Source organism: Terriglobales bacterium (assembly GCA_035487355.1).
Lineage (GTDB): Bacteria > Acidobacteriota > Terriglobia > Terriglobales > Acidobacteriaceae > QIAW01.
This window is the reverse complement of the sequence record DATHMF010000089.1, coordinates 36,701-57,230: the sequence shown is the minus strand read 5'-3', so window position 1 is coordinate 57,230 and position 20,530 is coordinate 36,701. Positions and strand designations below refer to the sequence as shown.

Here is a 20,530-nt window from a genome sequence, read left to right as displayed (position 1 = left end):
ACCCTTGCGGTACGGCCTCTCTATTCCCCATTGGGCAAAAACTGGGAACTGGCAACTGGAAACCGAGAACTGCTTTTAGCAGCCAGTAGCTCCCAGCCGCTTTTTAGTAGATAATCTTCCAAATCTCCGAGGGAAACGCAGCGTGCTGCTCGAGCTTCGCGTCGAAAATTACGCCGTCATTGATAACGTCGTGGTGGAGTTTGCCCCCGGCTTGAATCTGCTGACGGGCGAAACCGGCGCGGGCAAATCCATCCTGATTGATGCATTAGCGCTCCTGCTGGGCGAACGTGCCTCCAATGACATGATCCGCCACGGCGCAGAGAAGGCCGTTGTTTCCGCCGTCTTTGACGTGAAAAGTCGCGCGATTACCGATATCCTCGAAAAAAATGGCATTGATCATGCCGAGGAACAACTGATTTTTCGCCGCGAGATTGCCCACGGCGGTAAGGGCAGGGTATTTATCAACAATCAGCCGGCCACGGTGGCGGTGCTTAAACAGCTTGCGCCTGAGTTGGCTCATATCCATGCGCAAAGCGAAACTCTGCTGGCTTTCGGTGCGGGTGAACGCCTGCGGCTGCTCGATCGCTTTGGCAACATCGAGACCGAGACAGTCGCTGAGACGTACCATCGCTGGCGCGAATTGCAGCAGCGCATCTCTGACCTGGAGCGCGATGAGCAAGATCGTTTGCGCCTGCTTGATCTGTGGCAATTCCAGAAAAAAGAAATTCAGCAGGCTGGACTTGAATCTGGCGAAGATCAGCGCCTGGAATCGGAAAAGCGCGTTCTGGCCAATGCGGAAAAACTCTATTCCGCTGCTATGGGTGCGCACGAGCTTCTGTATGAGTCGAATTCTTCCGCGGCCTCTTCATTGCGTGCGGCCATCAAGCAGTTGGAAGAGCTGACGCGCTACGATGCCAAATTTCAGGAGACACTGGCTGCGCTGGAATCAGCTCGCATCACGGTGGAAGATGCCGGTATCACGCTGCGCGATTACGCCGAAGGGATTGACGCCTCTCCGCAGCGGCTGGCTGAAATTGAAGACCGGCTCGCGCTCATGGATCGCTTGAAGCGCAAGTACGGCCAGAGCGTGGATGAAATCATCGCCTTCGGTGAAGAGGTCGCGCGCAAACTGAATGAAGTCGAGAACCGCGACGAAATTCTGCATCAGTTACGCAAAAACGTTGCAGTCGCCGCTGAAGATTATCTGAAGCAGGCGCGCAGCGTTTCCAAAAAACGCCAGGAGCTTGCCCACAAGCTGGAAAAATTAGTGGAAGCCGAAATCAACGACCTGGCCATGAAGGTCCGCTTCCATGTAGAGCTGTCTGCCAACGAAGATCAGGCCTCATGGTCAGCCGAGGGCTTTGATGAGGCCGCGTATCTCATCGCCACCAATGCAGGCGAACTGCTGCATCCGGTGGAGCAGATCGCCTCCGGTGGTGAGATGTCGCGCGTGATGCTGGCGCTGAAGGCGACGGTTGAGGCTGACGGGCCTCCACACGCCGCCCGCCCTAATTCCAGGCATGGGAAATCCGAAGCCGGAATGCGTACCCTCGTCTTCGACGAAATTGATACCGGCATCGGAGGCCGGGCCGCTGAGGCTGTGGGTATAAAGTTGAAGGCTCTCGGTCACAGTCATCAGGTGCTTTGTATAACCCACCTGCCGCAGATCGCTTCCTTTGCCGACCAGCATTATGTAATTGAAAAGAAAGAAAAGAAGGAATCCGGTACTGTGCGGGTGCATACCACCATCCGGCGGCTGTCGGAGGCCGAGCGCACCGAGGAGATTGCCCGAATGTTAAGCGGGGCCAAGCTGACTGAGACCTCGCTCCGCCATGCCGAGCAGATGCTCAAAGCCAAGGTTTGAACCTCTGCCTGTTACCATTCGCTGCTCTGAAACGCCCATTCAATGCTAATTCCCCCTTTTTTCTATGGTTTACATTGACGGCAACGGTACCTTTCTTGTAAGGTTTGAGTCTGAAATCTTGTAAGGTTTTGATTCTGAAAAACTTAGGCCTCCTGTATACTTAAAACATAAGCGAATGAACAAACCAACCGAAGCCCAGCCCCGAGCCCAAGTCGAAGCCAAAACGCTTATTTTGCTCAAACCCCGTGGTTTCTGCGCCGGGGTGGTAAGAGCCATTGATATTGTCCGAATAGCCTTGGAGGCTTTTGGCGCACCTATTTATGTGCGCAAAGAGATTGTTCACAACCGTTATGTCGTGGATGAACTCAAGGGCAAAGGTGCCATCTTTGTAGACAGTGTGGAAGAAGTCCCCGATGGCGAGCGTGTTATCTATAGCGCCCACGGTGTTTCGCCGGAAGTGCGCGAGGCCAGCAAAAAGCGCAACCTACGCGTGGTGGATGCCACCTGCCCGCTGGTCACCAAAGTCCACGTGGAAGCCGTCAAGTACGCCAAGGAAGGTTATTCCATCATTTTGATTGGCCATCGCGATCATGACGAAGTTATTGGGACCCTGGGCGAAGCTCCTCTTGTGACTCAGGTTGTGAGCACTACCGAAGAGGTAGAAGCACTGGTTGTTCCCGATCCCAACCGCGTGGCCTATATCACCCAGACCACCTTGAGTCTCGATGAAGCCAAAGACATCATCGCCGCTCTGAAGAACAAGTTCCCCTACATTCGTGGACCGCACGCACAGGATATCTGCTATGCCACTGAAAACCGCCAGGTTGCGGTCAAGCATATTGCAGAAGAAGCCGACCTGTTGCTGGTTGTGGGTTCCGATAACAGCTCCAACTCGAACCGCCTGGTGGAAGTTGCGCGCAACTTAGGGCGCTCTTCTCATTTGATTGAAAATTTCCGGGCAATCGCGCCGGAGTGGTTGGACGGCGTCAGAACTATTGCCCTAACCGCAGGAGCTTCAGCTCCGGAGTGTTTGGTAGAAGAAGTAATTTTGTTCTTGCAGAACAAAGGGTTCACCAACCTTCGTGAGGTCGAGGTCATGCCCGAAAATGTTCGTTTCGGCTTGCCTCCCGAGATCGTTGCCGCTATTGGCGAAGCTCCCGCGCCGGCAATTGCGGAGTAAGCGATGGAACAGCCCTTTTCCCAGGGCGCATCTGAGCGCCATCTTCCGCCAATGACCTTTGGCAAGCTTGATGACATGCGCAGCCGCGTGGCTGCGGCCATTGATGCCATCCGTAAATACCTCCTCTCCATCCAGACGGAGGAAGGCTTCTGGTGCGGCGAATTAGAAGCCGATACCACCCTGGAATCCGATTACATCCTGATGCATACCCTGCTGGGCACGGGCGATCCCCGCAAGATGGCCAAGGCAACTGTTGAGATTCTTCGTCATCAGAACGAAGATGGCGGCTGGCCGATCTATCAGGGCGGGCCGTCGAACATCAGTGCTTCGGTGAAAGCTTATTTTGGCCTGAAGCTGATGGGCTACAAACCCGATCATCCGGCGCTGGTTCGCGCTCGCGGACGCATCCTCGAAATGGGCGGCGTGCCTGAGGTCAATACCTTTACCAAGATTTATCTTTGCTTCCTGGGACAGTACGATTACGACGCTGTACCGGCCATTCCTCCGGAGATTGTGTTGTTCCCGAATTGGTTCTGGTTCAACATTTATGAGATTTCTTCCTGGTCGCGGGCCATCCTGGTTCCGCTTTCGATCGTCTACGCCAAGAAACCCTTTAAGAAAATCTCCGCGGAGCAGGGAATTGATGAGCTTTTCCCCGGTGATCGTGACCAAATCAACCTGAAGTTGAAGTGGTCGAAAAAGATCTTGAGTTGGCGGAACTTCTTCCTGGTGCTCGATCACCTCGTGCACTTTTTCGAGCGCGTGCATGTGCGCCCGTTGCGTGCCTTGGCGCTCCGCAAGGCCGAAAAATGGATGCTCGAGCGCTTTGAGATGTCCGACGGCCTGGGCTCAATTTATCCTAGTATTCTTAATTCGATTCTTGCGCTGCGCTGCCTGGGGTACTCCGTGGATGACCCCCAATTCATCCGCGCCATGGATGAATTTGAAAAGCTCGGCATCGAAGAAAAGAACACCTTCCGCATGCAGCCCTGCATGTCGCCGGTTTGGGATACGGCCTATGCGCTCTTTGCCCTCGGCGAGTGTGGAGTTTCCCCGTCCGAGCCCCGCATAGTGGCGGCAGCCGACTGGATGCTGAAAAAGCAGGTCACACACAAAGGCGACTGGAGCGTAAAAAATCCCAACGCTGCTCCCGCCGGCTGGTACTTTGAATTCAATAACGAGTTCTACCCTGACGTGGATGACAGCGCCATGGTGCTGCTTGGCCTGAGCCATGTAGACAATCCTAACGAGCGCTATCAGCACGAATCCTCCCAGCGCGCCATCGAGTGGATCTTTTCCATGCAGTGCAAGAATGGCGGCTGGGCCTCGTTCGACAAAGATAACGACCGCATGGTCTTCCAGTACGTTCCCTTTGCCGACCACAACGCCATGCTCGACCCACCCACCGTGGATATCACCGGTCGCGTCCTCGAGATGCTCGCGGTTTACGGCTACACCCGCGAAGACAAGCGCGTGCGCAAGGCCATTGATTTTATTATCCGCGAGCAGGAGCCTGATGGTTCCTGGTTTGGCCGCTGGGGGGTAAACTATATCTATGGAACCATGTGCGTCCTGAGGGGCCTCGAGGCCATGGGGGTATGGAACCACGAGCCTTACATCCAACAGGCGGCAGAGTGGCTGCGCATGTTCCAGAACCCGGATGGCGGCTGGGGCGAGACCTGCGGATCGTATGATGATCCCGCGCTGAAGGGCGTAGGCCCAAGCACGCCATCGCAGACAGCCTGGGCTGTAATGGGATTGCTGGCGGCGGGCGATACGCGCAGCGAAGGCGTGGCCCGCGGCATCGCATATTTATTGCGGACGCAGAAAAAAGACGGCTCCTGGGACGAGCCGCAGTACACTGGAACAGGTTTCCCACGGGTCTTTTACCTGGCGTATCACCTGTACCGGAATTATTTCCCCATGCTCGCGCTGGCAACGTATGCGCGGGTCTTTGCCAATATTGAAAACCCGCGCAAGGTAAGTCGCAACCTTGTGCAGGTTGATAATCTTTAAGTTTTCGAAGGGGCACGGCCCAGCCCATGCCTTTAGGCATGGGTGAGCGAAGCGAAAAGTGCCGATAAGGCTTTATAAAGACAGGGGGCTTTAGCCCCTGAGGTAACACTTTTAGATTTCGAGAGGAGCTCGAGTGCCCGTACCAGTTTCGCAGATGTGGACCGTAGCAAGCTACGTCCTGAAGCAGAAGATGGCCGGCCGTAAGCGCTATCCGCTGGTTCTTATGCTGGAACCACTCTTTCGCTGCAATCTTGCCTGTGCAGGCTGCGGCAAGATTCAGTATCCGGCGCACATCCTGAAGAAGGACCTCACGCCAGAGCAATGCTTCCGCGCGGTGGAGGAGTGCGGCACTCCCATGGTCAGCATCCCTGGTGGCGAGCCGCTGATGCATCCCCAGATCGGCGAGATTGTCGAAGGTCTGGTCGAGCGCAAAAAGTACATTTACCTGTGCACCAACGCTCTGCTGCTGAAAGAAAAACTCGATCTCTTCAAGCCCAGCAAGTATCTTACATTTTCCGTTCACCTCGACGGGCAGCGCGAGCACCACGATTTTTCCGTCTGCCGTGAAGGTGGTTACGACGTTGCCGTCGAAGCTGTCAAAGAGGCCCTGAATCGCGGTTTCCGCGTGACTACGAACACGACTCTGTTCGACGGTGCTGACCCCAACAGCGTGCGCGCTTGCTTTGACGAAATCATGGCGCTTGGCGTCGAGGGCATGATGCTCTCGCCCGGATATTCTTATGACAAGGCGCCCGATCAGAAACATTTCCTCGGACGCGCCCGCACCCGGCGGCTCTTCCGCGCCATTCTTTCCAACCGCAAGAAGAACTGGCAATTCAATATGTCGCCGCTCTTTCTTGAATTCCTGATGGGCAAGCGGCAGTATACCTGCACTCCCTGGGGCATGCCGACGTATAACATCTTCGGCTGGCAAAAGCCTTGCTACTTGCTTCAGGATGGTTACGCCGATACCTTCCAGGAGCTGATGGAAGCCACCGAATGGCACGAATATGGGACTGAATCGGGAAATCCCAAGTGTGCCAATTGCATGGTGCACAGCGGCTATGAGGCTTCAGCCGTCAACCACACCTTCAGCTCAGTGAAGGGTTTTCTTGAAACCGTTAAGGCCACGCTCTTCCAAAGCTACAAGGATGACGACGCCCGTCAGCTTTTGAATGAAACTGCGCGCCCGGTGCATGCCTATAATCCGCTGGTGCAGATTGAAAAGACCGAGACCGAGCTTGAGGAGACCCGGGCATGAGTGGCACTCCTTCCGTGGAAACGAAAACTGAAAAGCGTGTGGCACAGCCGTCCTCGGCTGTAACTGAGCCGGTCGCAAGCAATCCTGATGCCCTTGAGGTTTCTCCGGGAACACTTCACGAAAAGCTCGAGGGCTGGATTCCGCAACTAGCCGGTGAAACGGAAATCCGCGAAGCCCTGGAAAAGGCCTTTGATTACCGCGGCGATGTCTCCATCACTTTGAAAAACGGAAACAAGGTTGAAGGCTACATCTTTGACCGGCGCTCCGGTAAAACTCTGGCAGATTCTTGCGTGCGCCTCTTTCCCGCCGGCTCGGATGAGAAACTCAGCGTCGCCTACGCCGATATCGCCGCGCTTGCCTTCAGCGGACGCGATACCGCAGCGGGCAGGAGCTGGGAAGCCTGGGTCCGCAAATACTGGGAAAAGCGCTCTGCTGGCGAGAAAAACATCGGAATCGAAGCGGAAAAACTCGACTAGACTTTGTTTTCTGCATCTAAGAATTTTAACCTCGGGCACGGCGTATGCCGTGCCTTTCTACTTCCATGAAAGCCTTCGTCACTGGAGCCACCGGATTCGTCGGCAGCCACGTCGCCCGCCTGCTGGCGGCGCAGGGCGCGGATTTGCGTCTGCTGACGCGATCCAGCAGCCCCACAGCCAACATTGATGCCCTCAAGGCCGAGCGTGTGACCGGTGATCTCACCGATCCCCAGTCGTTGAAAAAAGGAATGCAGGGATGCGATTTCGTCTTCCACGTGGCCGCTGATTACCGCCTCTGGGTCCGCGATCCTGAGCAGATGTACCGCGCCAACGTCGAGGGCACGCGCGCTATTCTCCAGGCCGCACAGGAGGCTGGCGTGCGCCGGGTAGTTTATACGAGTTCGGTGGCGACCATGGGTTTTACCGGAAATGGTGAGCCCTGCAACGAAGACTCGCCGGTTGCGCTGTCCAACATGATTGGGCACTACAAGCGTTCGAAATTCATGGCGGAGCAGGTTGTCCTCGAAGCCGGACGCAACGGCGTCAACGTGGTTTTGGTGAATCCTACGACTCCTATCGGCGAGCAGGACATCAAGCCCACTCCTACGGGCCGGATCATCGTAGATTTCCTGAACCGCCAATTTCCGGCGTATGTAGATACCGGACTTAATCTCGTGGATGTAACCGAGTGTGCCCGTGCCCACATTACCGCGATAGAAAAGGCCCATCCCGGCGAGCGCTATATCATCGGCGGCGAGAACCTTACATTGAAGCAGATTCTCGACAAGCTAGCCGCCATCACCGGATTGCCAGCTCCCACGATGAAAGTCCCGCACATGGTCGCCATGGGTTTCGCGGCATGCGATCAGGTATTTACTGGTCTGCTGCTGGGCAAGGAGCCGCGTGCTACGGTGGATGCGGTCCGCATGGGCCGCAAAAAGATGTTTGCCTCTTCCGCCAAGGCTGAGCGAGAGTTGGGATACAAAGTTGTTCCAGTTGACGACGCTCTGCGTCGCGCGGTGGATTGGTTTAAGGGACACGGTTATGTCCGGGCGAAATAACACGGAATCCTCGCATTCTCGCCTCGCCATCATCGCCGCCTTGCAGCGTGAAATCGCTCCTATCATCCACGGCTGGAAACATCGCGACGTCGAGCACGGCGGCAAGACTCTGCGCTTCTACGAATCAGAAAAAGCGGTGCTGGTGTGCGGTGGAATCGGCGCTAGTGCGGCCCATTTAGCTGCTGAAGCTGCTGTGAACACATATCACCCGGAGGCGTTGGTCTCGGCAGGGCTGGCTGGTAGCCTCACCAGCGGCGTCAAGGTGGGCGAGGCTTTTCTGGCAGCCAACGTAATTGATGCTGCCAGCGGCAAAGGTTACTCCACGGGCCCCGGAATTCGGATATTGGTAACTGCTAACAAGATTCTGGGATCGGAAGAAAAGCGTGCCCTGGCGCAACGTTTCGCAGCCCACGCGGTTGATATGGAAGCAGCCGCCGTAGCCGAAGTTGCTGCTCAGGCTGGACTGCCTTTCTTTGCGGTGAAGGCAATCTCTGATGAGCTGGAGTTTCCCATGCCGCCGATGGACAAATTCGTGGATGTCGACGGCAATTTTGACACCGGGAAATTCGTATTGCACGCCACGCTCCGGCCTGCGATGTGGCCAGTGGTATTTCGTTTGGCACGCAACAGCAGCCGGGCGGCTAAGGCGCTGGTGCCACTCATCCAGCATCTGATTGAGAACCAGGATTTATCCGCGAACGCGATAGAATCTAAATTGGCGAAATTTGACTCTTAACTATGGCAACTGCAACTCAAACCGGCAGCACGACTTTAGGCAAGATTCCCGCGACCATGCGGGCTGCTGTCTATCACGGGCAGAATGATGTCCGCATGGAAACCGTCCCTGTGCCCACGATTGGCCCAGGCGAATTGCTGATTCGGGTACACACCTGCGGCATCTGCGGCACAGACCTCAAGAAAATCAGTACCGGCTCGCACTCTGCTCCACGCATCTTCGGCCACGAGACCTCAGGCATGATTGTGGCCGTAGGCGAGGGCGTGACAAGTTATTCCCTGGGTGAGCGTGTGATGGTCTTTCATCACATCCCTTGCCGTGACTGCTTCTATTGCAATCGCAAGGTGTTTGCCCAGTGTCCTGTATACAAGAAAGTGGGCGTGACCGCCGGTTACGAACCTAGCGGTGGAGGTTTTGCCGAATACGTGCGCGTCATGGATTGGATCGTCCAGCGCGGTGGCGTAGTTCGCATCCCTCAGAACGTCAGCTATGAGCAGGCGGCCTTTATCGAGCCGATTAACACCTGCCAGAAGGGTATTGAGACCCTGCGCTTGCAGCCCGAAGAGACGGTTCTGGTAATCGGCCAGGGCCCCATCGGCATGATGCTGGCCAAGCTGTCTCAGGCTACAGGCGCGCGCGTCTTTGCCTCTGATATGTATGCGCAGCGCCTTGCCGCAGCCCGCAGCTTCGGTATCACAGATACGATTGATGCCTCCAAGGAAGACGCAACCCAGCGCATTCGCCAGATTACCGATGGCCGCGGCGCCGATGCCGTAATCGTCGCCGTAGCCGGAAACGCTTTGGTTCAGGTTGCTCTGGATGCCACCCGCCCCGGCGGCCGCGTGCTTCTGTTTGCCCAGACCACACGCAGCCAGGCGACTATGGATCCCTCCGCCGTCTGCATGGACGAAAAACTTCTTCTTGGCTCCTACAGCGCTTCGGTAGATCTGCAGAAAGAATCCGAACGTTTCGTCTTCAGCGGTGACATGGATATGAGCCGCCTGGTCACGCATCGCTTTCCGCTGGAGCAGGCCGTCGAAGGAATTAAGCTGGCCATGCATCCGCAGCCCGATTCGCTCAAGATCGTCATCACTCCGGGCCTGAACTGGGAAGGGAAGAAGCCGTGAGTGCAGATTCCAAAATTGCTTCCAGCGGCACCATGACCGCCGCAGTCCTCTACGGCAAAGAGGACATCAAGATAGAGCGCGTGCCTATTCCCACTTTGGGTGAGGGCGAGATTCTAGTGAAGGTGCATGCCGCCCTTACCTGCGGTACAGATCTCAAAGTTTATCGTCGCGGCTATCACGCTAAGATGCTGGTTCCTCCTGCGCTCTTCGGACACGAGCTGGCGGGAGAAGTTGAAGAAATCGGTCCTGGCGTGAGCAACTTCCGCAAAGGCACGCGCGTTGTTGCCGCCAACTCCGCCCCCTGCGGCGCATGTTTCTACTGCAAACATCGCCAGGAAAATCTGTGCGACGATCTTCAGTTCAACAACGGCGCCTATGCCGAATACATTCGCATTCCAAAGCGCATCGTGGAAAAGAACACCCTCATTATTCCTGACAAAGTGAGTTTTGAAGAGGCGGCGATGGTGGAGCCGCTGGCCTGTGTTCTGCTTGGCCTGAATGAAAGCAATGTTCACGCTGGGGATAACGTCGTTGTTATCGGCGGTGGGCCTATTGGCCTGATGTTCATTCAAGTTGCCAAAGCGAAAAACTGCCGCGTTATTAGCGTAGTCAAACGCGACGAGCAGGTGCAGATCGCCAGCCAGTTCGGTGCCGACGAAGTTGTGCAGATTCTTCCGGACCCAACCAGTTCGCAATCAGACACGATTGCTGCCATTCGCAAGCTCACGCAAAACCTCGGGGCCGATGTTGTGATTGAAGCCGTGGGTCGGCCCGAAGCCTGGCAGTGGTCGGTTGATATGGTGCGCAAGGGCGGTACCGTACAGTTTTTCGGCGGATGCGCTGCCGGCACCAGGGTTGAGCTTGATACCAACCGCATCCACTACTCTGCGTTGCGTATGCTGGCGACCTTCCATCACACACCGCAGGCGATACGTGAAGCCTTTGCTCTTATCTGCGAAAATAGAGTCAGACCGGCGGATTACATCACTGCACGCGCACCACTGACGGAACTGCCGCAGGTGTTTCGTCATATGATGGAGCGGACCAATGGCAACCAGGGCGATATTAAAACGGCAATTCTGCCACGAAATTAAACGTTGAAAGATCTGCCACGATGAATAACGCGCAATTCAACCCGCCGCTTTCCAGCCCTGAGACGAGGACAGCGGCAGAAGGATGGGCGGCGCGGCCGGCGGAAGATTCGCGTTCCACAATGATTGCATCAAAACAGTCAATTGATGATTTGCTCAAGGCGACCTCGCGCTCGTTTTATCTGACGTTGCGCGTGTTGCCCGCTCGCGTTCGCCCGCAGATTGGGCTTGCATATTTGCTCGCGCGCACGACCGATACCATTGCCGATACTGAAATCCTGCCGCTCGATCAACGGCTGGATGCGCTGCAAAAACTTCGTGAACGGGTCTTAGCTCAAAACAGCGGTATTCAAAACGGCGGTCAAAGTTCTGCGCCGTTGAATTTCGGCGAATTCGCGAAGCAACAGGGTTCAGCCTCTGAAAAATTATTGTTAGAACGAGTCGAAGATAGTTTGTCAGCGTTGCAACATTTTTCTGCAGACGATCAAAAATTGATTCGTGACGTGCTCCAAACTATCACCAGCGGACAGGAATTGGATTTGCGCCGATTCGCCAAGGCATCCATGGAACATACCTACGCGCTGGAAACGGAAATTGAGCTGGACGATTACATATACCGCGTGGCCGGCTGCGTTGGCGAATTCTGGACCAAGATTTGCCGCGCGCATTTATTCCCGAACGCGCCACTGGATGAGAAACAACTCATCGCTGACGGCATTCGGTTCGGTAAAGGTTTGCAGCTCGTGAACATTTTGCGGGATCTTCCGGCGGATTTGGAAAAGGGCCGCTGCTATTTGCCGATAGACAAACTGGAGCTCGTGGATTTATTGCCGCAAACATTGCTGTCGACCGCCAGTCAGGCAAAATTGCTGCCGCTGTATCACCGTTATCTTGACCAGGCGGAATCACATTTGCTTGCTGGCTGGAATTACACGAATGCGTTGCCCTTTTCGCAACTTCGCGTCCGCCTTGCGTGCGCCTGGCCAATCTTAATAGGCGCCAAGACGATTGGAAAACTGCGTACTGCGAATGTGGATCAGTTGCAGCAGCGCGTGAAGGTCTCACGCAGCGAAGTTCGCGGCATGATTGCATGTTCGGTGCTGGCGTATCCGTTTCCGTTTCTGTGGCGGCAATTGTTTTCACCAACGGTAAAAGCTGTTGCGTCCAACGGCAATTTGGCGTAGTAAATCTTTATTGACCTGACCCTTATGGCAAATTCCCCTAGCAGCGCGCGTGAGATGCAGCTCAGTGCCGCCTACGCCGCCTGCCGTACCATTGCCCGCTCGGCAGCCAAGAATTTTTATTATTCCTTTCTGGCGCTTCCCAAGCACAAGCGCAATGCGCTGTGCGCTGTGTATGCCTTCATGCGCCATGCCGATGACCTCAGCGACGATGAAAATTTGCCTGCAGAGCAGCGCTACCAGAAGCTGGAGGATTGGCTGGAGAGCGCGAGGCACGCCTTCGCTGGCGATACGACGGATGACGCGGTTCTGTTTGCTCTGGCCGATGCCCAGCGCCGCTACAAAATCCCGGTCGAGCTTTTTGAAAAGCTGGTGCAGGGTACTGCCATGGACCTGGAGCACACCTTGGCTGTTCGCAGCGGTGACGCCGCCAGTGCAGCCGGTGAGGGGGTAAGCCATGCTCCTGTGGCCCTCTACGCGACCTTTGAAGATCTATACCAATACTGCTATCACGTTGCTTCGGTTGTAGGCCTGGTCTGCATTCGCATCTTTGGCTATCGTGATCCGCATGCTGAGATTCTTGCCGAGCGTTGCGGCATCGCCTTTCAGATGACCAATATCATCCGTGATGTAAAGGAAGATGCGGCTATGGGGCGTGTGTACCTCCCGCAGCAGGATATGGCGCAATTTGGCCGCTCGCCCCAGGATTTATCTTCCGCGAGTCTTGGCAATGGCTTTCAGCCCAACAAATTTCGCGCGCTGCTGGAGTTTGAAGCGCAGCGCGCCCGCGAATTCTACAAGTCCGGGCGCGAGCTCATCGATCTGGTTGACTACGAAAGCCGTCCCGCCCTGTGGGTGCTGATTGAGATTTACAGCCGCCTGCTGGAGAAGATTGCCCGCCGCAATTACGATGTCTTCAGTGAGCGGGTGCGTGTGAGTACAGCAGAAAAACTAGGAGTGCTCTCCCGCGGCCTGCTGAGCCGCATCATCACATGAATTCAGATTTCGTTTATTTGGAGAGTTGAGAACTAGCTCGCCAGTAGCGCCACCCCAACAAATACAAACACGGTGGCGGCCCAGCGGCGGCCGTCTACGTTTTCATGCAGAAAGAATCTGGCGGCGACGGCATTGGTCACAAAGGTGAGTGAAGTTGTGGCGGGTACTACGAGGCTTACATCGGCATGGGAGAGGGCGAAGAGCAGCGTATAAAACGTAATCATCATAAAGAACAGCCCAATCCAAAAAGTACTGGTCCCTGCCACCCGCCGTATTACCGTGCCCAGGCCGGCGCGTTTTCGCAGCTCACCGATATCGCCAACGTGCTTCATAGATTTCGAAATGAGCACATCACCCACCGTTGAGCAGGTCACCATGAGTGCGATCGAGCCCCAGGTATATGCGGTTTGCGAACTCATGAATGAGGTTCCTCCGCAGGATGATGGCGCCGGGTCGCAATGGGCCCGCCGGCCACAATTCCGACGCCGCAGCTTATCAGCAGAATTCCTGCCCAGCGCGTAGGAGTGATGTGTTCATGCAGGATGAGCCATCCCAGTACGGCCACCAGCACGTAGGCGATAGAAGATGCTGGAAGCACGTAGGTCAGGTCCGCCCAGGAGAGGGCAATGGAGTAGGCGGCAAAAAAGCCGAGCAGGAGCAATACTCCCACTCCTACCCACGGGCTGAACACGGCGGGTATCAGACGGCGAAAGTCTCCAACCGAGAGTGCGCCGATGTTCCTCATGCCACGCGAGAGACAGACGTCTCCCACAGAACTGAGGACAACCATTGCTGCCAGTATCAGGTACCGGTGAAGGGTCAAGGAGCCTGGGTTCCTATGCTTCGGCGGTTCCAGCGGTTTCGGTGTTTCTGCCTGCGGCTTCTGTATTGCGACGTCCTGCAACATACTTCTTGCGCGCTGCGCGCAGCTTCATGAACGATTTGCCTTCCTTAATGAGCCGCTTGCGTTCGGTTGAATCGAACACGGCTTTGCGCACGATGCGGAAAATTGCCTTGGGCCGGAAGTAGTATTCATCGTAGAAGCGGTGCACAGCTTCCAGGGCCTCTTCACGCGGCAGGCCAGGATACTCAATTTGGGCCAGTTGATGTCCGCCCTCATCCACCATCTGCTGGTCATTAACGATGAAACCGTTCTTCTTGGCAAAATCGAATAGTTCGGTGCCGGGATATGCATGCGCCAGCGATACCTGAATGGTTTCCACGTCGAGCTCTTTGGCAAACTTGATGGTTTGCTCTATCGTTTCACGCGTCTCTCCCGGCAGACCGATAATAAAATCGCCGTGCACAGTCAGTCCGAGTTTTTTGGTGTCGCGCGTAAAGTCACGAGCACGTTCGATGGTCGCGCCTTTCTTGATGTTTTTCAGGATTTGCGCATTGCCGGATTCGTATCCCACAATCAGCAGGCGGCATCCCGCTTCTTTTTGCGCTCTAAGGGTTTCGTAGTCCGTAGTCACTCGCGAGGTGCATGACCACGTCATGTTCAGGGGTTTGAGCTTGGAACACAGCTCAACCGTACGCGCCTTCTGGATGTTGAAGGTGTCATCATCGAAGAAGACTTCTTTCAAATCGGGCCAGTATTCTTTTACTTTGGCCATCTCGCGCGCCACGCGGTCGGTAGAGCGCTTGCGCCACGGATGCCCGCTGAGCAACTGCGGCCACAAGCAGAACGTGCACTGCGCCGGGCAGCCGCGCGTGGTGTAGAACGAAAGATAGGGATGCAGCAGAAACGGCACATTGTAGCGGTGCACGTCGAGATCGCGCTTGTAGACATCCACCACATCAGGCAGAGCGTCCAGATCGGTGACCTCTGGGCAGTCAGGATTGTGCACAATCTTGCCATTCACCCGATAAGAAATTCCCAGGATATCCGCCAGCGGCTTGCCATTGGCGAAATCGACCACGGCGTAGTCGAACTCCCGCCGGGTGACAAAATCAATGGCCGGGCAGTCGTTCAGCGACTGTTCGGTGAGCGTGGTCACATGCGGGCCCACAAAGGCAATCTTGAGCTTGGGGTTGGCGTCTTTCATCGCAGCGGCCAGGGCGCAGTCGCCCTTAAACCCCGGAGTGCTCGTAAAGAGCACCAGGAACTCATATTCTTTGACCAGTTCGATGGTCTGTTGGGCAGAGACGTGGTGCGGCGACGCATCCAGCAGACGCGAGCCTTCCAGCATTCCAGCCGGATACGCCAGCCAGACCGGATACCAATATGATTCAATCTCGCGGGTTGCAGGCCAGCGCGAACTTGCGCCCCCATCAAAACCCTCGAAAGACGGCGGATTTAAGAGCAGTGTCTTGAGAGGCATAATAAGTAAACTATTAATAGTAACATCTGTAACGGCATGGTTGAAAGGAAATGAAAATAAAATTTATTAATAGTATGAATGCCATTTGGCCCTGTAGATATCCTGAACGCTTTGAACCTGTCCTGAATTAGAACTGAGAACCGAGAACTGTTCTTTCACTTTCTTCCACTCCTCTTCTGCGCCATCACCAGTTTTAAGTTTGCCGGCAAAAGCACTACCGAGAGAATTCCTTCTCTATCCAGTCGCAGGGCGAATTCACGCGCCTTCTCGTAATCGCCTTCGCTAGTGTGCAGCAGCAGAAGTCCGAAAGGATTGATCTGCGGAAGAAATCGCTGTACTACCTGTTCGTAGTTGGCAGAGCTGTAGTTAGTAGAACTAAAGAGCAGGTCAATATTGCCCTCAATTTTGCTTTCCAAAACCGGTTGATTGCGCACCTCAACCAGGGCCGTGAAGCCAGCCGCCGCAACCTCTTGTTGCACTTGCGCGCACCGGGTTGCGTCTGAGTCGCAGGTAATGAGTTTGCCGAACCCGTTCTCGCTCAAACCTCGAGCCAGGGCGAGAGTAAATCCGTCATCACCGCGGTCCTCGACGGCCAGGCGCGGCTTGATGGTGGTCACAATCCGTTGCACAAAGTTTCCCAACTCTGTTCCGTAATCTGCGGAGTCAGACCCACTTCGCTTACGCTGTTGTTCAGTCATCCTGCTGTTGATTCACCCTGCTGTTTATTCATAAAGACCCGGCTTAGGGATGGTTGGGTGTAGTCGTGCTGGGAGGGCTATTCGGCGTAGTTGTGTCCGGAGCGATTGCCCAGTGTTGCAGCTCGCCTGTAGAGCGCATTAATTCCATCTGTGTCTTATCCAGAGTGAAAGAGGCGTCCAGCAGATTGATATAGGTCTCATGTTCATGAACTCGTGCCTGCTGTTCGTCTTTGATCGTAGCTGTTCCCGCCTGTAGCCGCGCCTGGGCTGCTTCCACGTCGGACTGGGCAAGTTCGTGTTCCAACCGCGCTACCTCCTTCGCTTCGGCAAGCTGGCGAAGCGAGCGTTGCAATCTCAGCGTGTCGGAGGAGACCTGGTCTTTTACATCTTCTGCCTGCTTCCTGGCGATGAGCGCCTCTTGGTCAGCGGCCATTGCCTGTGCCTTCTGCGCAGAATTGAAGATTGGTATGCGGATCACCATGCCGTACACGGCATTATTGCTGCGGAACTTCCTGGTCCCACTGAAGTAATCCTGAAAGTGATTGTACTTGGCGAAATAACCATACTGGCCGGCCAGATCAATGCTGGGATAGAGCGCTTTGTGTTCGCCTTTGGCGGTGAAATGCCTGGCCTCTGCATGTTCGTTTGCTCCCTTGAGTGCGGGACTATACTCTAAGGCCCTCGCCATCAAGTCCTCGTTCTGATCCACCCCGGGTAGCTTGGGAATGGATTCGGATGCGGTTTGGATCTCTGCGACCGGTAATCCTGTAAGCTGCGACAGCCGCTCCCGCAACAGGTCAGCCGTGGTTTGTGCCTGCGCCGCTTTCATGCGCACGCGGGCGCTGGCCAGCTTGGCCCTGGTCAGCTCTACTTCGCTATCCACGCCTTCCTTGACTCGCTGGCCGACCACCTGCTCGGCGCGCTGGACTGCTTCGTTCTGCTGCTGCAGAATGCTCAGCATCGAGGTGACAGTATCGAGTTCAATGTAGTCTGTGGCCGTTTCCAGAATGACCTGGTTCTTTTTGTCGTCAGAGGTAAAAGTCGTGGCCTTCCACTCGCTTTGGTACGAACGCAGAAACTCGTGCTGTGAGGGATTGAAGAGAAACTGTTGTGTCGTAACGTTGAAGACGGTGGGTGCAGAGCCTTCAAGGCTGAGTGGATACCCGTAGGTGTAGGCAACGCCGGAGCCGGCCTCCACGCGTGGCAGAAACAGGTTGCGTCCTGCCTGGACTGCTGCATGCGCCCGCGCCTGGTCAGCCGAGGCGATGGCCATGGTGGTGCTGTGGTGCAACGCCAGATCAACGGCGTGGCGGAACGCCAGGGGTTCCGCCGCTTTCAAACTCGTGGCAGTGCATGTTAGAACGGCTAGAACAACCAGACAGCAAACTGAAAAACGCAATGTGACTCGCATCACCATCACCTAAATTATTGGAATCTAAGGAATCTGGAAGTATAACAAGGCCCGGGGCCTGTGCGCCCGGTTTCCTTCAGTAGCGCCGGCGTCGCGTGGGCATCGGATCTTGCCCACACAAAACCTACAGAATCTAATCACGGAATATTACTTCAAGTGTTTCAGAGCGTCCTGAGCGCGCTTATAGTCGCCGGCGACGGCCAGAACGGCCTTGTATTCCTCGATGGCCCCGTTTTTATCGCCTTGCTTTTCCAGGATTTGCCCCAGCAGGAAATGCGCCTGGAACACAGGCGCATCAAAAGCATGCACTTTTTCGGAGATATATTTGTTTGCAAGGCTGGCCGCCAGAGGAAAATTGCGTCCTGCACGCAGCAATTGTGAAGCAGCGTCAAAGACCACGTTGCTGGGCTTCTTGTCATCAGCCGCTACGGCCTTGTTGAGGGCGTCTTCCATCTCCGGATAGCGTTTTTTATGCCGGTAAAACGACGCCAAACTGAGCCATTCCGCAGCCGGATTGGCAGAAGCCGCGATGGCGGCGCGGTACTCCGTCTCGGCCACGTCGTTCTTGTTGTCTTCTTCCGCAGCCCGTGCCTTGATCCAGTGCGATGCTGCTGCATCGGTATCCTTCAGCTTCTCGGCTTGGGCGAAAGCTTTATCTTTGCCGCCACCTAAGAACCCCGGTGCTAGTATGTAGAACTCAGAGAGGTCACGGCGCGCCTCGACATTTTTTTCGTCCAACTCTACTGCCTTTTCAAATGCTTCCCGTGTCCGACGCGCATAGCGCAACGCTGTAAACCAACTCGAGTGCTCGGCCTTGTTGCCGTAAGAGCAGCCCAGCCAGAGGTGATACTCACTGCTGTCAGGCGCCAGCGCAACCGCCTGCTGTTCGGCATTAATGGCGTCATCCCAGTGTTCCAGCTCGAAATAGGCATGCGAGAGCAGATGAAAAGCTTCAGCGTCTTGAGGAGAAGATTGGGTATGCGATTTCAATGTGGCAATAACGTCGTTGATCTGTCCGTCTGCCAGCGTTTCGCGGGTTATGGCGTCAGCGGCAAAAGTGCTGGTACTGGTTACAAAGGCGCCAGCCATTATAAGAGCGACAATTAATAAGTTTCTTTTCATTGGTTTTAAGAAGTTATAAAAATTAATTCGTACCTTGCACTATGTGAACTGAGACTCCGGCTTGCAGGGGCGTGCCATTGGTTGAGCCCAGGGCCACCTCGGCGCCGTCATCGAGTCCTTTCACCACTTGGATGCGGGTAAGGTTGAAAATGGAAGTTTCCACGTCCTTGCGTTTCAGTTTGCCATCCACAATTTGATAAACAAAATGGACATGGTCTTCCTGATGCATGGCCTCTCGCGAGACGGTAAGCGCATTGTTCTCGTGTGCCGTCAGGATGGTCACGTTGACGTTGATATTCGGCAGCAGCTTGCCGTCGCCGTTGTCCACTTCACACTTGATTTCGCCCACAGTGCGTGTGCCCCGCACAATTACAGTAGTAGGGACACGGGTCAGCTTGCCCTCCCAGATACGCCCGGGAATGGCATCCCACTCAATGGAGACCTTCTGTCCAGTTTGCAGGCGCCCGATGTCGGGTTCATCCACAAAGCCGCGCACCTGGACTTTAGAGAGATTGGCTACCTGCAACAGCAGATCGCCGGCATTGACATACTGCCCTTGCCGCACCGGCAATGAATAAACGATTCCGTCCTGCGGCGCACGCACATTCGAACTGTCGAGGATATCCTTTGCGGCATTATAAGCAGTCGCTGCCTCTATCTTTTGTGCGAAAACGCGTTGTACTTCGGGTTGGGAGTATCGTTCCTTGAGCTTCTGTTCCAGCAGATTTACCTGTGCCTGGGCGGTTTGCAGCCGGTTCTCTGCCTCAGAAACCTCCGCCGGTGACGCTGCGCCGCTTTGCTGCAAGCGCCTCATGGCGTCTAAATTTCTTTGCGCCGAGCTGAAGTCACCGTGCGCTTTCACCAAACTTGCCTCGTTCGAGAGCACCTCTTCGTGTGTGCCGCCAGTGTGTGTAGCAATCAAATTGGCATCAGCGCTGCGCATTTGGGCGAGCGCTCTGGCGGCCTGGGCGCGGGCATCGGCGTCGTCAAGCTGCAGCAGAAGCTCTCCCTTTTTTACCGTGTCCCCTTCATTGACCAGCAGCTTCTTGACTGTAGTTGCAACCGGCGCATGGGCCTCAAAGTTCTGGATGGGCTCAATCTTTCCGTTGGTCTGGATGGTGTTGATGATGGTTTCGCGCCGTGCCGTTTCGGTGCGCACAGGAAGCTCCCCGCGTGACGATGTCATGAATGCGGCGAGGATGATCACACCCACAACCACGGCGGCAATAATGGTCCAAATCCGCTTACTCAATACCTGGTTCCTTGGCGTTTTCCCGAAATTCATGCTCTGGGCTGGCTGGGAGCATGTTGAGAGGGAAACAATTCAGTATATCTGACGCGCCTTTACATTTTCCTGTTTTTGATTCCAGCACGGCTGGGCTCACCCGCCCCAAATTGGTTTTTCTCTTCAATCAAGTAGACGTAAATGGCATGTAAGCTTTTTATTGTTAGATGCATGCATCGTGCATTAAGTCCCTTTTTTTGTCGGAAAAACTCCTTAACGAATCGATAAGCATGTCGACATGTCAAAAAGAAGTCAGGCCTGCACTCTTCCCCTACACTTCGCCATTACAATAGAAAACATGCCTAAAGCGCCCCGTTACACCCCTGAGCATGCCGCTGCCGGGTTAGACGCGAAGTTTCCCGACATAGAAACCTGGCCGAACCAGTTTTCTGGCTACGAGATTGTGGTGGATGTCCCCGAATTTACCTCGGTTTGCCCCAAGACCGGACTGCCTGATTTCGGTGTGCTCAATATCCGCTACATGCCCAACAAACTCTGCCTGGAGCTGAAGTCGCTGAAAGAATATCTTTTCACCTACCGCAACCTGGGTATCTTTCAGGAAAACATTGTGAACCGCGTGCTCGATGACGTAGTTCGGGCCTCCAAGCCAGTTTGGGCAGTCGTGAGCGGGGAGTTTCGTCCGCGCGGCGGCATTGGGACTACGATTGAAGCCCGGTATCCCCGGCCCAAAAAATAACCTC

General features: G+C 55.2%; 19 protein-coding genes. 12 read left to right on the top strand and 7 right to left on the bottom strand.

Features of this window, described 5'->3' with window-relative positions:
* The first annotated feature begins 142 nt into the window (after positions 1 to 142).
* The 11 genes from recN to VK738_16490 all read left to right on the top strand — a co-directional run bounded on the left by recN (position 143) and on the right by VK738_16490 (position 12,989).
* Positions 143 to 1,864, top strand: coding sequence for a DNA repair protein RecN (recN, locus tag VK738_16540; GenBank protein ID HTD24269.1), 1,722 nt, complete (start codon positions 143 to 145; stop codon positions 1,862 to 1,864).
* 175 nt (positions 1,865 to 2,039) lie between these two features.
* The gene (gene ispH, locus VK738_16535; protein ID HTD24268.1) at positions 2,040 to 3,044 is read left to right on the top strand and encodes a 4-hydroxy-3-methylbut-2-enyl diphosphate reductase; all 1,005 of its coding nucleotides are present in this window, start codon (positions 2,040 to 2,042) and stop codon (positions 3,042 to 3,044) included.
* 3 nt (positions 3,045 to 3,047) lie between these two features.
* Positions 3,048 to 5,060: a squalene--hopene cyclase gene (shc, locus tag VK738_16530; GenBank protein HTD24267.1), complete on the top strand. Its 2,013-nt coding sequence runs from the start codon at positions 3,048 to 3,050 to the stop codon at positions 5,058 to 5,060.
* Positions 5,061 to 5,193: 133 nt separating this feature from the next.
* On the top strand, positions 5,194 to 6,321 hold the full coding sequence (hpnH, locus tag VK738_16525; protein HTD24266.1) for an adenosyl-hopene transferase HpnH: 1,128 nt from the start codon (positions 5,194 to 5,196) through the stop codon (positions 6,319 to 6,321).
* Positions 6,318 to 6,797, top strand: coding sequence for a hypothetical protein (locus VK738_16520; GenBank protein HTD24265.1), 480 nt, complete (start codon positions 6,318 to 6,320; stop codon positions 6,795 to 6,797). The genes hpnH and VK738_16520 overlap by 4 nt, the downstream gene beginning before the upstream one ends.
* A 44-nt stretch (positions 6,798 to 6,841) precedes the next feature.
* Positions 6,842 to 7,858 carry a hopanoid-associated sugar epimerase gene (gene hpnA / locus VK738_16515; GenBank protein HTD24264.1) on the top strand — a complete coding sequence of 339 codons (1,017 nt, stop codon included), beginning with the start codon at positions 6,842 to 6,844 and terminating at the stop codon, positions 7,856 to 7,858.
* Complete coding sequence (locus tag VK738_16510) at positions 7,842 to 8,594, top strand: hypothetical protein (GenBank protein HTD24263.1); 753 nt, start codon at positions 7,842 to 7,844, stop codon at positions 8,592 to 8,594. The genes hpnA and VK738_16510 overlap by 17 nt, the downstream gene beginning before the upstream one ends.
* Positions 8,595 to 8,596: 2 nt before the next feature.
* The gene (locus tag VK738_16505; GenBank protein ID HTD24262.1) at positions 8,597 to 9,721 is read left to right on the top strand and encodes a zinc-dependent dehydrogenase; all 1,125 of its coding nucleotides are present in this window, start codon (positions 8,597 to 8,599) and stop codon (positions 9,719 to 9,721) included.
* Positions 9,718 to 10,815, top strand: a complete 1,098-nt coding sequence (locus VK738_16500; protein HTD24261.1) for a zinc-binding dehydrogenase — start codon at positions 9,718 to 9,720, stop codon at positions 10,813 to 10,815. Before VK738_16505 ends, VK738_16500 begins: the two co-directional genes overlap by 4 nt.
* A gap of 20 nt (positions 10,816 to 10,835) precedes the next feature.
* Positions 10,836 to 11,996: a phytoene/squalene synthase family protein gene (locus VK738_16495; protein HTD24260.1), complete on the top strand. Its 1,161-nt coding sequence runs from the start codon at positions 10,836 to 10,838 to the stop codon at positions 11,994 to 11,996.
* A 24-nt stretch (positions 11,997 to 12,020) separates the two neighbouring features.
* A complete protein-coding gene (locus VK738_16490; protein HTD24259.1) occupies positions 12,021 to 12,989 on the top strand; it encodes a phytoene/squalene synthase family protein in 969 nt (322 codons plus the stop codon).
* 32 nt (positions 12,990 to 13,021) lie between these two features.
* On the opposite strand, the gene VK738_16485 is transcribed toward VK738_16490, so the two are convergent.
* The 7 genes from VK738_16485 to VK738_16455 all read right to left on the bottom strand — a co-directional run bounded on the left by VK738_16485 (position 13,022) and on the right by VK738_16455 (position 19,796).
* A complete protein-coding gene (locus VK738_16485) occupies positions 13,022 to 13,408 on the bottom strand; it encodes an EamA family transporter (protein HTD24258.1) in 387 nt (128 codons plus the stop codon).
* Positions 13,405 to 13,779 (bottom strand): EamA family transporter, encoded by a 375-nt coding sequence (locus VK738_16480; GenBank protein ID HTD24257.1) that lies wholly within the window; start codon positions 13,777 to 13,779, stop codon positions 13,405 to 13,407. The genes VK738_16485 and VK738_16480 overlap by 4 nt, the downstream gene beginning before the upstream one ends.
* A gap of 46 nt (positions 13,780 to 13,825) precedes the next feature.
* Positions 13,826 to 15,313 (bottom strand): hopanoid biosynthesis associated radical SAM protein HpnJ, encoded by a 1,488-nt coding sequence (hpnJ, locus tag VK738_16475; GenBank protein HTD24256.1) that lies wholly within the window; start codon positions 15,311 to 15,313, stop codon positions 13,826 to 13,828.
* A 155-nt stretch (positions 15,314 to 15,468) separates the two neighbouring features.
* Positions 15,469 to 15,942: a hypothetical protein gene (locus VK738_16470; protein HTD24255.1), complete on the bottom strand. Its 474-nt coding sequence runs from the start codon at positions 15,940 to 15,942 to the stop codon at positions 15,469 to 15,471.
* A gap of 112 nt (positions 15,943 to 16,054) precedes the next feature.
* Positions 16,055 to 17,422: a TolC family protein gene (locus VK738_16465; protein HTD24254.1), complete on the bottom strand. Its 1,368-nt coding sequence runs from the start codon at positions 17,420 to 17,422 to the stop codon at positions 16,055 to 16,057.
* Positions 17,423 to 17,569: 147 nt separating this feature from the next.
* On the bottom strand, positions 17,570 to 18,511 hold the full coding sequence (locus VK738_16460) for a tetratricopeptide repeat protein (protein HTD24253.1): 942 nt from the start codon (positions 18,509 to 18,511) through the stop codon (positions 17,570 to 17,572).
* A gap of 55 nt (positions 18,512 to 18,566) precedes the next feature.
* Entirely contained in the window at positions 18,567 to 19,796 is a 1,230-nt protein-coding gene (locus VK738_16455) for an efflux RND transporter periplasmic adaptor subunit (GenBank protein ID HTD24252.1), read from the bottom strand.
* 331 nt (positions 19,797 to 20,127) lie between these two features.
* Between VK738_16455 and queF the strand changes: the two genes are divergently transcribed.
* Complete coding sequence (queF, locus tag VK738_16450; protein ID HTD24251.1) at positions 20,128 to 20,526, top strand: preQ(1) synthase; 399 nt, start codon at positions 20,128 to 20,130, stop codon at positions 20,524 to 20,526.
* Positions 20,527 to 20,530 lie beyond the last annotated feature (4 nt).

Bases quoted from the DNA above. Each gene is read 5' to 3' on its own strand.
- ispH (HTD24268.1), top strand. From the start codon at position 2,040: ATGAACAAACCAACCGAAGCCCAGCCCCGAGCCCAAGTCGAAGCCAAA.
- shc (HTD24267.1), top strand. From the start codon at position 3,048: ATGGAACAGCCCTTTTCCCAGGGCGCATCTGAGCGCCATCTTCCGCCA.
- VK738_16520 (HTD24265.1), top strand. From the start codon at position 6,318: ATGAGTGGCACTCCTTCCGTGGAAACGAAAACTGAAAAGCGTGTGGCA.
- hpnA (HTD24264.1), top strand. From the start codon at position 6,842: ATGCCGTGCCTTTCTACTTCCATGAAAGCCTTCGTCACTGGAGCCACC.
- VK738_16510 (HTD24263.1), top strand. From the start codon at position 7,842: ATGTCCGGGCGAAATAACACGGAATCCTCGCATTCTCGCCTCGCCATC.
- VK738_16505 (HTD24262.1), top strand. From the start codon at position 8,597: ATGGCAACTGCAACTCAAACCGGCAGCACGACTTTAGGCAAGATTCCC.
- VK738_16495 (HTD24260.1), top strand. From the start codon at position 10,836: ATGAATAACGCGCAATTCAACCCGCCGCTTTCCAGCCCTGAGACGAGG.
- VK738_16490 (HTD24259.1), top strand. From the start codon at position 12,021: ATGGCAAATTCCCCTAGCAGCGCGCGTGAGATGCAGCTCAGTGCCGCC.
- VK738_16485 (HTD24258.1), bottom strand. From the start codon at position 13,408: ATGAGTTCGCAAACCGCATATACCTGGGGCTCGATCGCACTCATGGTG.
- VK738_16480 (HTD24257.1), bottom strand. From the start codon at position 13,779: ATGGTTGTCCTCAGTTCTGTGGGAGACGTCTGTCTCTCGCGTGGCATG.
- hpnJ (HTD24256.1), bottom strand. From the start codon at position 15,313: ATGCCTCTCAAGACACTGCTCTTAAATCCGCCGTCTTTCGAGGGTTTT.
- VK738_16465 (HTD24254.1), bottom strand. From the start codon at position 17,422: ATGCGAGTCACATTGCGTTTTTCAGTTTGCTGTCTGGTTGTTCTAGCC.
- VK738_16460 (HTD24253.1), bottom strand. From the start codon at position 18,511: ATGGCTGGCGCCTTTGTAACCAGTACCAGCACTTTTGCCGCTGACGCC.
- queF (HTD24251.1), top strand. From the start codon at position 20,128: ATGCCTAAAGCGCCCCGTTACACCCCTGAGCATGCCGCTGCCGGGTTA.